The organism is Solibacillus sp. FSL H8-0538, assembly GCF_038003525.1.
Classification (GTDB): domain Bacteria; phylum Bacillota; class Bacilli; order Bacillales_A; family Planococcaceae; genus JBBOPI01.
Genome location: NZ_JBBOPI010000001.1, coordinates 2300136 through 2312586, shown reverse-complemented (window position 1 = coordinate 2312586; position 12451 = coordinate 2300136). Strand labels below are relative to the sequence as shown.

Below are 12451 nucleotides of genomic sequence, written 5' to 3'. Positions count from 1 at the left end.
CCTCCTACTGTTTTTAATTGCTGCTGCTCTATATATTTTGAGAGCGCTTCAATCGTAATCAATTTCATAGCCCATTTTTTACTTAATAGTATTAGGTCTGGCACGCGCGCCATTTGACCGTTTTCCTTTAATATTTCGCAAATAACGCCAGCTTCACTAGCTCCGCAAAGTTTTGCTAAATCAATCGCTGCCTCTGTATGACCTCGACGCTCAAGCACTCCACCGTCCTTTGCAATTAGTGGGAAAACATGTCCAGGTCTTCGAAAGTCGGCTGCGGTAGCATTTTCCTCAACCAATTTTTGAATCGTCAAGGAACGCTCAAATGCACTAATACCAGTTTGCGTTTCAATATGATCAATGCTTACGGTGAAGGCAGTTTGATGAAAGTCTGTATTATTATGGACCATGGGAGCTAGCTGAAGATGGTTAGCTAGTCTTAGTGAAATGGGTGTACATATGAGCCCCTTACCATGTGTAGCCATAAAGTTAATGATTTCAGGTGTTGCCAAATCTGCAAGGGCAACAAGATCGCCTTCGTTTTCGCGGTTCTCATCATCAACTACAATGATCATTTCACCATTTTGTAATGCGATAATAGCTTCTTCAATTGGATGAAACATCGTACTCCTCCTTTAAAATCCGTGTTGGCGTAAAAAATCTGCTGATAGCTGATTTTCTTGCTGCATAAAATGCCCAATATATTTGCCCACAATATCAGTTTCGATATTTACATCCGAATTTGCTGCCTTGTTAGCGAAAATTGTTTCCTTATAAGTATGCGGGATGAGTGATACAGTAATTCCATCACTACGCACATCGAAAATGGTTAAGCTCGTGCCATCAATCGTGACAGAGCCTTTTTTAATACAACCTCGTATAAGCTCTTTTGGTAAACGAAGATCCAAATAGACAGCATTACTAAGTGGACGCTTTTTAATAATTGTGCCGATCCCGTCAACATGTCCTGATACAATGTGTCCACCAAAGCGACCGTTCATTGGCATCGCCCGTTCTAGATTGACGAGTTGCCCACTCTTTAACTGCTTTAACGTCGTTGTGTAAAATGTTTCGGGCATAACATCTGCAACAAACGATAGTTTTGTAAAAGATGTTACAGTTAAACAAACGCCGTTTACCGCGATACTATCTCCGAGTGTGACATCACCTACTACTGTTGTGGCTTCGATTTGTAGTTGCATACTGCTCGTTGATTGCTTGACCTGTACAATTTTCCCAACTTCCTCAATAATGCCTGTAAACATAATTTTCACCACCTATCCATATTTTTTTAGTAAGGCTTATATAAGCAACTAAAAAAACTTCTAATAATCATTAGAAGTTTGCGTGTATTATGTTTTTTTGCATATTGAAATAAGCCTTTTGAAGCCAATTCAAAAAAACAACAATGTACGCCTTCTTCCATCCAGACTGTAACTGTCGGCTTTGGAATTCCACCAAATCATGCTAACGCTCGCGGGCTTTACCGCCGATTGGGATTTTCACCCGACCCCGAAGGACTTATTCAATTTAGAAAGACATAATTCGCCCAAAATAGGGTAAGTTGATGTCCTGACTCATGTGTGGGGGAAAGTTATACTTTCTTATCCACATAAAAAACCCCGTAAATTTTACGGGGTTTAGGCATCATTAAATAAGCTAGCAAAAGTGCTAACGTAAATGAATGTCTTCTTTCATCCAGACTATAACTGTCGGCTTTGGAATTTCACCAAATCATGCTAACGCTCGCGGGCTTTACCGCCGATTGGGACTTTCACCCGACCCCGAAGACTATTAGAAAGACACACCTCGCCCAATATGCGAAGAGATGATGTCCTTACTTGTGTAGATAAGTAAGTTATACTTTCTTATCTAGTAAAAAATCCCACCAATGAATGGGGGGACATGAGAAAATAAGCAATCGACAAAACGATTACTGTTGTTCCTTCTCACATCCAGACTGTAACTGTCGGCTTTGGAATTCCACCAAATCATGCTAACGCTCGCGGGCTTTACCGCCGATTGGGATTTTCACCCGACCCCGAAGGATTTTAAATTGTATAGTTAGTGTAGCATAATAAAAAGATAATTAGCAATAAAGTAGTGGGTAAAAATTATTGAAAAGTATTGAATGGGGTATATAATTATTTCTTTTTAATAAGAAAAAGAGATTACAGCTGTTTTTACTATAATTTAAAATAAAATTCCCAAAATATAAAATGCATATGCTAAAATAACGATGTATAAACATAAGGGAGGCTATTTTTATGGCAAAAAAAACAGTAGGGTATACAATTGCACCGGATCGTTTAGAAGAAGCGTTAAATGTACGCGACCGCATGATTATCGAACTATTAATTAAAGTTCTTGATGAACAACTAGTAATCGAGCGTCCAGTATTACGTGAGCGTTTAGGAAACCTAGTAGAACTTTCTGATAACGACGCAGAATTAAAAGAAACGTTACATGCTTTAGTTAGCAAACTATAAAATGATAGAAAGAGTCGGATGAAATCAGTTTTGATTTTCATACGGCTCTTTTTTAGTGGAAAAGGAAGTAGAACTTTCTCATCCTAAATCCGTCCAATTTTTTGCGAGTTGTGTCTTTCTAATAGTTTAATAATAAATCGCAAAAACTAAAAAAGGCGAATTCAGCATACAACTTAACTGTAAATAAGTGCCAATGTCGCTTGATTTCGAATATGTTGTAGGTCCATATCGCCAATTGAAGTAAATGAAGGTTTTTTTAAGCTCGATTGAAATTAATCAGGAAAAATAAGGAAGCAAAATAATTTTACCCTTGTTGAGAAATCAACAGTAGTATTTAACAATGCCTTTAATAATTATTTATTTTTTCAAGCAGTGCATTGCAGCTCGTGCTTCGTCCCACGGTACCGAATAGCCTTTACCTTTCGCACAAAAAATACTGGACGAAGAATATTCAGGGTCAGCATTTTTATCGTAAGCAAGCATATCAATTACTTGTTCGGTGTTATGGCAACGATCATAGCCATCAAACTGCAAGCTTAGCGCACCTTTACCATTCGTGTAAGAAGCAAATACTGTACTATAGTTCATAAATGTTGAAACCGGTGCGCGGCCAGTAAGGATAACTTGATCTTCCGTCATAATTGGAGGGTCAAATATCCCGCTTGCCTGCTGAATATCAGTCATCATCCTGCCAATATAATTATTGGACGCTTTCATTTTAAAACGGTAGTACGGCTCAAGTAACACATTTTGTGCTTGTTCTAACCCTTGTCTCAGAGCGCGGAAAGTAGCTTCACGGAAATCGCCGCCTTCTGTATGCGTATTATGTGCGGCACCAGTTAGAAGCGTAAAATGAATATCTGTTACTGGATAGCCAGTTAATATACCATGGTGTTCGCGCTCAAATAAATGCTTTTCAATAAGGCGCATCTGACCTACTGTTAAATCATCAGTGTGACATGCATTGCTAAATTTCATGCCACTCCCACGTATTGTTGGCTCCAACTTCAAATGTACTTCTGCATAATGCTTGAGGGGTTCAAAATGGCCGTAGCCGGTAACCACAGATTCAATCGTTTCCATAAATAATATTTTCGGGTCTTCAAAAGTAATGTGCATGGCAAACCGCTCACGTACAACTTCTACTAAAACCTCGAGTTGAATAACCCCCATCACATGAACATGAATATCATGAAACTGTTCACTCCAAACGATACGTAAAGATGGTTCCTCCGCTTCAAGCATGCGAAATGCACGAAGTACGTCTTTTATATGCTCATTGCCGTGATATTCGACTTTTGCTTGCAATGTTGGAACGAGTTCAAATGGTTGTGTCACTGTGCTCTTACCTAAAACATCTCCAATGTTCGCGCTGGGTAGGCCTTTTACAGCTAAGATTTCTCCTGCCTGCCCTTGTTGTACTGTTTCAAATCGGCTGCCGTTATAGAGGCGGATTTCTGTCACTTTTTCAATCGTCTCACCAAATGTAAATTCATCACGCACATTTAATAGGCCTTGTGTTGCTTTTATAAACGTAATCCGTTGATGTTGTTCATCGTGGCGAATTTTAAATACATGTCCGCTGAAGGGAGGAATGGTCTCGTAGTCGGTGTATGTAAAAAGTGCGAGTTGCTCGAAAAACTCCATTATGCCAATGTCTTTAAGCGCAGAACCACTCATACAAATGAACGCCTGCTCCTGTTTAATAAAATTACGCAAAGACTCCATGCATAGGACAGCATCAAGCGTACCTGCCATATAGCGTTCTAATAATTCTTCATCACGCTCGGCTAGCCATTCCATCACAGATTCAGGAACAGAATGCTCCGTTACATTTTCTTCTATTAATAAGGCATCAGTAGAGAATTCTTTATGAAGATGGTTCATCACGCCATGTACATCGGCACCTTCTCGATCTGTTTTATTTATGAAGAAAAAAGTTGGTATATGGTACTCGCGTAGTAACCTCCACACTGTTTCTGTATGACCTTCAATACCGTCCACTGCACTAATAATAATAATCGCATAGTCCATTACGCGAATGGCACGCTCCATTTCAGGCGAGAAATCGACGTGTCCGGGTGTATCGATGAGCGTGTATGTATCATCGCCAAATTGAATACGTCCTTGCTCAGCAAAAATCGTAATGCCGCGCGTTCGTTCAATACTGTGATTATCTAAAAATGCGTCCTGGTGATCAACGCGTCCTCGTTCTTTAATGCTTTTCGTATGATAAAGGAGCTGCTCTGAAAAGGTGGTTTTTCCCGCATCCACATGAGCAAGCACGCCAATTGTTTTAAACATAACTGTCCTCATTTCTTTCATTCGTGATACTTATTGTAGCAAATTACAAGTATATTATTTTACAACTTGAAAAGAAAATTGTTATTTCCAAGATTAACAGTATGAGCAAATGCTTTCTTACTTTGACCGTGAGTACCAAATGGAAGACGATAGATTAACACTCGTAAACTAAAGAAAAGCCCTGAAAAGTGAACTGTATATCACTTTTTAGGGCTTTTTTCTTGAAAAGTTTATGTGCGATTGACAGAGAATACACTAATTGCAACGAGAATAATGCCAAACGACATAGTAATGTTTAAAGATTCCCCTAAAAAAAGTACGCTTATTAAAACAGCGATAATTGGAACTAAAAATGTAGAAGTAGCCACTTTACTCGCTTCACCCTCTCGAATGAGCTTGTAATAAATTAAGTAAGATAATGGTAACCCTACCGTAACGCCAAATGAAATTCCGATGATGACAGGTAAGTTCCATTCAACATTTGTTATTGTTTCAGTCATAAAGCTTGCCCCTAATAACAAGGATCCACCAATTAATAATTGCATGGAGACAATCCAGTAGGGGTTTGCATCGCCAGCAAAACCTTTAATGACAATCACACCAGCTGCCCAAAAAAAGGCGGTTGCGAGTGCAAGTGAGATGCCGACCCAATTAAATGACTGCTCAAGGTTACTAATACTGACTATTGCCACACCCGTAAACCCAATAATTAAACTGAAAAATTTTATGGGCGTCATCTTTTCCTTTAAAAAAAGCCACGATAAAACCCCTACGAGTACAGGTTGTAAGTAAACGAGTACTGAAAACATTCCTCCTGGTAAATAGTTTAATCCTTTTGTTTGAAGGCCTATGAACAATGCGGTATTGAGTATAGCTGACACAACATACAACAACCAATTCTTTTTGAAATGAAGTTCGTGGCGAATCTTCCATAATAAAGCGGAAAGTAATAGCCCCCCACCAAGTGCCCGAATTCCCGCAAAATACAGAGGTGGAATATACGGCACAGATTGTTTATAAATAGGCCAACTAGCACCCCAAATGAGAATGAGTACAGTAATGAGTAGTAGTGAATTTTTTGACTGAGACATTATGTAAATCGCTTCTTCCTTTTTTTCCCCTAGTATAGCATAGCGAGGCATTCAGAAAGAATTTCAATTCAGAAGTTTCCCATTTAAAACAGACTAATTTGAATTGGATTTGATAAAGAGTAACAATGCATGTAAATGGATTTAGGAGGGACTTTACCCAGGCAAAAGGTAAAAACCATATTTCCAAGGAATTGAAGAGAGAAACTTTAACAAATAGGCAAGGACATCTCATAACGGATAATCAAAATTTACGAACAAGCGGGCAAACCTAAAAAGGGCGAGGGCTCGATTCAAGCGAATGAGGTAGTAGATGATATAGGAACAGAGGCAGATCTATATTGATGAAATAAAAGTGTATCTTCCTATCTAATAAAGATTAAAACCCTAAACGACTGTTTAGGGTTTTTAGAGGGTTGAAACAAAAGCATGTCTTGTTTCACCACATTAGAAAGGATTGCATTTAGACCGAAATGTTTCTTTCTAATAGGGAAGTAGCAATCATTTGCTTAAAGTGTTCCATTAAACGGACATCAGTTGTTAGTTCAGGGTGAAATGAGCAACCTAGTAAATGACCTTCCTGTGCACACACAATTTCACCATTTATTTTTGCAAGAACCTTTACACCCTCACTAACGGCCTCAATTTTCGGCGCGCGGATAAATACGGCAGGGAAATCAGCGGCAACATTTTCTATTGGCAAACTAGCTTCGAAGCTATCCACTTGGCGACCAAATGAATTGCGGGAAACGGAAATATTCATGGCACCAATATGGGCGTCATCCTGCCCCTCAATTTGTTTTGCCAGTAAAATAAGACCAGCACAAGTTCCGAAAACAGGTTTCACCGCAGCAAATTTTTGAAGTGGCTCAAGTAAATCAAGGAAATCAATCAGCTTACGCATTGCTGTGCTTTCTCCGCCAGGTAATAATAAGCCGTCAATTTCAGCTAATTCTTCCGCATGTTTAATAATAACGGGTTGTGCATCCACTGCTTTAATAGCCGCCGCATGTTCAGCAACCGCGCCCTGCAAGGCAAGAACACCAATTTTCATTACCAGCCACGCTCCTGCATACGTGCGCTAGGTGCCAATGTTGAAATTTCAATTCCTTTCATTGGTGTGCCAAGCTCTTTTGAAACGGCTGCGATTAATTCGTAATCTTGGTAATGCGTTGTTGCTTGAACAATCGCACGGGCGAATTTTTCAGGGTTTTCTGCTTTAAAAATACCCGACCCAACGAATACACCGTCAGCGCCAAGTTCCATCATCAGTGCAGCATCGGCTGGTGTTGCGATCCCACCTGCTGCAAAATTAACTACTGGTAAACCACCGTGACGTTTAATTTCTAAAAGTAATTCGAATGGAGCACCTAAGTTTTTCGCTTCTGTCATTAATTCATCTTCGCTCATCGCAACAACTGCACGTACTTGTGCATTAACTTTTCGCATGTGACGAACGGCTTCTACAATATTACCTGTACCTGGTTCACCTTTTGTACGAAGCATTGCTGCCCCTTCTCCGATACGACGCGTAGCTTCCCCTAAATTTCGGCAACCGCAAACGAATGGCACTTTATAAGCGCTTTTTAGTAAGTGGAATTCTTCGTCCGCTGGTGTTAATACTTCACTTTCATCAATATAATCCACACCCATTGATTCTAATACTCGTGCTTCTACGATATGTCCGATACGCGCTTTTGCCATAACTGGAATTGACACAGCATTCATAACATCCTCGACTATGCGAAGATCAGCCATACGTGCAACACCGCCCGCTGCACGTATGTCAGATGGCACACGTTCAAGCGCCATAACTGCCACTGCACCAGCTGCCTCAGCAATTTTTGCTTGCTCTACATTTACCACGTCCATAATGACGCCACCTTTTTGCATTTGAGCCATGCCACGTTTTACTAAATTTGTACCTGTTTGAATGTTCATACTATTCCTCCTCTTTGTCTTTGAGGATTAGTATACGATGATATTTGGCATGATTAAAATAGTCAGAAATTAAAAAAATGGTAAGGTCAGTTTTGGCGGAGCTTTAGAAACTATGAGTTATTAAAGAAAGAGTAAGTACACATCCTTTCACAAATATATTAAAAAGTAGAAAAATTCTCGGCCATTCAAATATTATTACTGCTTTTTTGTGAAAAATTTCGTTATACTAACGTATATTATTTTGACATAAGGTGAGGGGATTTTCATTGGCAAATGATTCGAAGGGTATTTTAAGTGATGAAATTCTTCGGTTTTTATATAGTAGTTCTGCATTTCAACAACTAAATGAAAAACAACAACTAGATTTTTTTACAAGAGTTTCAGTGTGACGAGCGATTTGAAGAAGTAATAGAAGTTGCGATATCGCTACAGGATATAATTTTAGAGGTGGAGGCGACAATGCCAAAATTTCAAAATAAGGACTTTTCATTGCCGATAAATGAGCATAAAAAAATTGTGAAGGAAAGAACAAAAGTAGAGGATAATGTATATTTTGTGCCGTTTGTAGATCATGTAAAGCATTATTCACCGTTCATTATTTGTATGCAACAATCCGACACAATGGCGGAGTTTGAATCGTTTTGCAAAGGGTTAATCATACCGTTATTTAATGATTGCACACGTCAAAAGCGGGATTTAGTCATTATCCCTTTTGGAGATAAAGTAGGAGAACCAATCGTATTTGAACGGGGTGTTATGGATACTAAACTTTTAAAAAAATTATACATGAGGCAGAAGAAGGCGATGCTACGCTTGTGCCAGCCCTACAAAAAGCGGTTTCGTTATTGGTAGAAGTTGAAGTGAAGCTAAATCCGGAATTATTTATTATAACAGATAATAAATTTACGGATTTTAATGACATGCTAGAAGGTGAGTTTGCGGAGCAGTTTGCTGAAATGGATGCCGAAGTGTCCGTTATTGCCATGAAAGAAATTGATTTCGAAGTTCAACCAATTCCATTTGCGGATAAAGTTTTTTTGCAAATGAATAAATAAAACAGACTGAATTCCTTGAGTAGGAATCCGTCTGTTTGTTAGGTAGACGAGAAATCCATTTAATACAATAATGTGATATAAAGGTGGCAATTCACACCCATAAATACCATCAAATGAAAAACCTCTCTAAAATAGTTTGAATAATAAGAAAATATGTAATAAAATAGTGGTACAAAAGAAAAGCAATGATGAAAAAGAGTAGCAAAGTATAGCGCTATAGAGAACTAGCGGTTGGTGGAAGCTAGTGCGAATGTGCTTTGTGAATGGACTTTCTAGCTGCGAGGAGGAAATGCTTCGCCGTCTGTCTCACGTTACGAGAATTTGAGTGGACTAATACTAATATTTATTAGTCAATGAAGGTGGCACCACGGCTCTCCGTCCTTTAATAGCGGAGGGCCTTTTTTTTGTGGATAAGAAAGTATAACTTTCCAATCCGCATCATACAGGACATGATGACGTTGTATTGTTGGACGAAAGATGTCTTTTAAATGTGCATAATAGCAGAGATGAGAGAGGGTTAGAGTATGACAGTTGAGACGAGAGATTTTTTAGTAAAAGAATTGCAGGGCGATATGCTGACGCCGATTTCGATTTATTCATCACTTCAAGGTGATAAAAAAGTGTTGTTTGAATCAAACGCCAAGTACAACGAAAGTGGGCGCTATTCATTTATCGCAGCCAGTCCGATTGCTGAATTAAAGGGCAATCAATTTGACACGTATTACAGCGATGAAAACGGGGAAGAGCATGAGCTAAAAGTACCTGTGCTAGAAAAATTAAAAGAGGTACTGCCAATGCGCAACAGCGAGTATCCATTTGCCTTCTTCGGCGGTGCAATTGGTTATTTTGGGTATGAAACTGCTTACCATTTCGAAACAATTGGAGAAATTGTCAATGATGCCTACAATATGCCAGATGTACATGTATTTTTCTATGATACATTTGTCATCATTGATCATTTACTTCAGAAAGTAACGATTGCGGCGATTGATTTATTCCAATCAGGCCGCACACAGAAGCAGATGGAACAAGCGATTGTGAAGTTTGAACAAGAAATTACGCGGGGAGTTGTTCATGAAGAGCTTGAGGCGACCGATATTGCATTCCAACCAACAATTGCGAAGGAACATTTTATTAATATGGTTGAGACGGCGCAGGAGCATATTCGTAACGGGGATATTTTCCAAGTAGTATTATCCCAAACATTTGAATCAAAATTCACTGGTAATCCGTTTGCACTATACAGAAAATTACGCACAACGAATCCATCACCATATATGTTTTATGTCGATTTCGGTGACTATAAAATTTTAGGAACATCACCTGAAAGCTTAGTAAAAGTACAAAACGGTGTTGTAACAACGAATCCAATTGCCGGCACAAAGCCACGCGGGAAAACAGAAGCGGAAGATAGTGCGCTTGCTGAAGGCTTACTAAATGACCAAAAAGAAATTGCCGAACATAAAATGTTAGTAGATTTAGGACGCAATGATGTTGGCCGCATCGCAAAAATTGGCTCGGTTCAGGTCAGTAAATACATGGAAATCGAACGTTATAAATACGTAATGCACATCGTATCGGAAGTCATTGGTGAACTGCGCGCTGATGCCCATGTTGTGGACGTATTAGCATCAAGCTTACCAGCAGGAACGGTATCAGGTGCACCAAAAATTCGGGCGATGCAAATTATTAATCGCCTAGAACAGAAGAAGCGCGGAGTCTATGCAGGGGCGATCGGTTATATTTCAACTACTGGCAATATGGATTTAGCACTTGCCATTCGTACGATGATTGTGAAAGATGAGAAGGCATACGTGCAAGCAGGTGCCGGAATTGTTTATGATTCAGTACCGGAATCCGAGTATGAGGAAACTTTAAATAAAGCGCGCGCATTGCTGGAGGTAAAACGATGATTTTACTAATCGATAATTATGATTCATTCACATACAATTTGTATCATCAAATCGCGATGTTAGGAAAAGAAGTGCAAGTTGTCCGCAATGATGCTGTGACAATTCAAGACATTCGTGAGCTCAACCCTGAAGCCATCGTTATTTCACCAGGTCCAGGTAATCCTTCAGAAGCGGGCATTACAGTAGAAGCGATTCGTGCGCTTCATACAGAATATCCGATTTTAGGTATTTGCCTTGGTCATCAGTCGATTGGTGAGGCGTTTGGTGGAGAGGTCGTCCGCGCGAATAATATTATGCATGGCAAAACGAGCGTGCTGGAGTATTCGGCAACGGGCCTTTTTGAGCAACTACAAGGCGAAGTAGAAGTGATGCGTTATCACTCACTAATTATTGACCCAGCAACGCTGCACTCTGATTTTGAAGTTGTTGCAACATCAAGTGATGACGGTGAAATTATGGCGATCCAACACAAAAAGTACCCGATATTTGGTTTGCAATTCCACCCTGAATCAATCGGCACAGAAACGGGCTCCAAAATGGTCGAAGCTTTTTTGAATCATATATAACGGAGGAACAAATGCTACCAAAAGATAAATTTGACATACAAGCGATTGAGCATTTTAAAACAGCACCTCCTTCACAAGTAGTTCCTTTGTTGCCAGAGCTGTTAACGTGGATTCAGGATATGAATTGGCCTGTAGCAGAGCCTACAATTGAACTATTAATGACGTATCCAACCGAAATTACTCCCCTTGTAGAAGATGTGCTACTAGGAGATGATGACATGTGGAAATACTGGTGCTTACAACGAATTGTGCCGAACTTGCCGTTTTACTCGAAAATGGTACTCGCAAATGCGGTCGAGCAAATCGCACAAAGCGTCAATCCACGTGATGCGGATTTAGTTAAGCTTGCTAAGAGCGTACTACTAAGCTTTGAGTCGTGAAAGCTAAATAATGTTTGAAGAGGAGCCGGCATATTTATTGTGTCGGTTCTTATTTATGCAAAATTTACAGAGGATGAACATTACTTGTGGTAAAATTTAGTGGGAGGGATGAACATGAATGAACGCTTTAACAAGGGGCTCGAAACGATTAAAAACTATGTAACTGATGAAGAGGTTACAAAGATGGTCGAGCATGATGCGCTTGCAGATATCGCACCGGATTTACGCAAAATGATTATTGAGTTTGCGTACGGTGAAGTGTATTCACGTGAAGGATTGGATGCAAAAAGTCGTGCGCTTGTCGTCATTACAACAGTCGTGACACAAGGTGCTGCACCACAAACAAAAACGCATATTACACGGGGACTTCATGCGGGTTTGACGCCGAAAGAAATTGTTGAGGCATTATTACAACTTGTACCGTATATTGGTTTTCCACGTGTCCAAAATGCATTAGTCATCGCACAGCAAGTGTTCCAGGAACGTGAACTAACAGTGTGAAGAAAATAGTAGCTTGCAGGGCATATGCGCTAGCTGTGAGGTATAAGCGTATTCAATAAAAAGTAACGTAGGAATCAGAAGGCAAACGTTAAATAAACTTCTAATAAATATAATGAAAGAACTGGGTTGCCACAAAGGTAATCCAGTTTTTTTAAATATACTGATTAACTCTCCTATATATGCTTGGATACAATAAATATACCTAAAAAAACAAAAA

12 protein-coding genes, 1 pseudogene, 3 riboswitches and 1 other annotated feature are annotated in these 12451 nt (G+C 39.5%); of the genes and pseudogenes, 7 read left to right on the top strand and 6 right to left on the bottom strand.

Going from position 1 to position 12451, the window contains the following annotated elements:
* Positions 1-32: 32 nt before the first annotated feature.
* Both ribB and ribE read right to left on the bottom strand, forming a co-directional pair.
* Positions 33-620 (bottom strand): annotated as a pseudogene (ribB, locus tag MHH87_RS10980) (3,4-dihydroxy-2-butanone-4-phosphate synthase); the annotation flags it as partial.
* A gap of 12 nt (positions 621-632) precedes the next feature.
* The gene (gene ribE / locus MHH87_RS10975) at positions 633-1262 is read right to left on the bottom strand and encodes a riboflavin synthase (RefSeq protein ID WP_340749348.1); all 630 of its coding nucleotides are present in this window, start codon (positions 1260-1262) and stop codon (positions 633-635) included.
* Between the two features lie 145 nt (positions 1263-1407).
* A riboswitch (FMN riboswitch) is annotated at positions 1408-1521 on the bottom strand.
* 158 nt (positions 1522-1679) lie between these two features.
* Positions 1680-1793, bottom strand: a riboswitch (FMN riboswitch).
* Positions 1794-1936: 143 nt separating this feature from the next.
* Positions 1937-2050, bottom strand: a riboswitch (FMN riboswitch).
* Positions 2051-2264: 214 nt separating this feature from the next.
* On the opposite strand from ribE, the gene MHH87_RS10970 reads away from it, so the two are divergent.
* Positions 2265-2486, top strand: coding sequence for a phosphate-starvation-inducible protein PsiE (locus MHH87_RS10970; protein ID WP_340749347.1), 222 nt, complete (start codon positions 2265-2267; stop codon positions 2484-2486).
* Positions 2487-2843: 357 nt separating this feature from the next.
* Here the strand turns inward: MHH87_RS10970 and MHH87_RS10965 are convergent, their stop codons facing one another.
* From MHH87_RS10965 to pdxS, 4 genes are all read right to left on the bottom strand, one after another.
* Entirely contained in the window at positions 2844-4790 is a 1947-nt protein-coding gene (locus MHH87_RS10965; RefSeq protein ID WP_340749346.1) for a translation factor GTPase family protein, read from the bottom strand.
* A gap of 230 nt (positions 4791-5020) precedes the next feature.
* Entirely contained in the window at positions 5021-5881 is an 861-nt protein-coding gene (locus MHH87_RS10960; RefSeq protein WP_340749345.1) for a DMT family transporter, read from the bottom strand.
* 460 nt (positions 5882-6341) lie between these two features.
* On the bottom strand, positions 6342-6932 hold the full coding sequence (gene pdxT, locus MHH87_RS10955; protein WP_340749344.1) for a pyridoxal 5'-phosphate synthase glutaminase subunit PdxT: 591 nt from the start codon (positions 6930-6932) through the stop codon (positions 6342-6344).
* Entirely contained in the window at positions 6932-7819 is an 888-nt protein-coding gene (pdxS, locus tag MHH87_RS10950; protein WP_340749343.1) for a pyridoxal 5'-phosphate synthase lyase subunit PdxS, read from the bottom strand. Before pdxS ends, pdxT begins: the two co-directional genes overlap by 1 nt.
* A gap of 459 nt (positions 7820-8278) precedes the next feature.
* On the opposite strand from pdxS, the gene MHH87_RS10945 reads away from it, so the two are divergent.
* The 6 genes from MHH87_RS10945 to MHH87_RS10920 all read left to right on the top strand — a co-directional run bounded on the left by MHH87_RS10945 (position 8279) and on the right by MHH87_RS10920 (position 12234).
* A complete protein-coding gene (locus tag MHH87_RS10945; RefSeq protein WP_340749342.1) occupies positions 8279-8671 on the top strand; it encodes a hypothetical protein in 393 nt (130 codons plus the stop codon).
* Positions 8665-8874, top strand: coding sequence for a hypothetical protein (locus tag MHH87_RS10940; protein ID WP_340749341.1), 210 nt, complete (start codon positions 8665-8667; stop codon positions 8872-8874). Before MHH87_RS10945 ends, MHH87_RS10940 begins: the two co-directional genes overlap by 7 nt.
* A 176-nt stretch (positions 8875-9050) precedes the next feature.
* Positions 9051-9260: a binding site (T-box leader), on the top strand.
* Positions 9261-9398: 138 nt separating this feature from the next.
* Complete coding sequence (gene trpE, locus MHH87_RS10935; protein ID WP_340749340.1) at positions 9399-10787, top strand: anthranilate synthase component I; 1389 nt, start codon at positions 9399-9401, stop codon at positions 10785-10787.
* Positions 10784-11353: an anthranilate synthase component II gene (locus tag MHH87_RS10930; RefSeq protein ID WP_340749339.1), complete on the top strand. Its 570-nt coding sequence runs from the start codon at positions 10784-10786 to the stop codon at positions 11351-11353. Before trpE ends, MHH87_RS10930 begins: the two co-directional genes overlap by 4 nt.
* An 11-nt stretch (positions 11354-11364) precedes the next feature.
* A complete protein-coding gene (locus MHH87_RS10925; RefSeq protein WP_340749338.1) occupies positions 11365-11733 on the top strand; it encodes a DUF5071 domain-containing protein in 369 nt (122 codons plus the stop codon).
* Between the two features lie 114 nt (positions 11734-11847).
* Positions 11848-12234 carry a carboxymuconolactone decarboxylase family protein gene (locus tag MHH87_RS10920; RefSeq protein ID WP_340749337.1) on the top strand — a complete coding sequence of 129 codons (387 nt, stop codon included), beginning with the start codon at positions 11848-11850 and terminating at the stop codon, positions 12232-12234.
* The last annotated feature ends 217 nt before the right edge of the window (positions 12235-12451 follow it).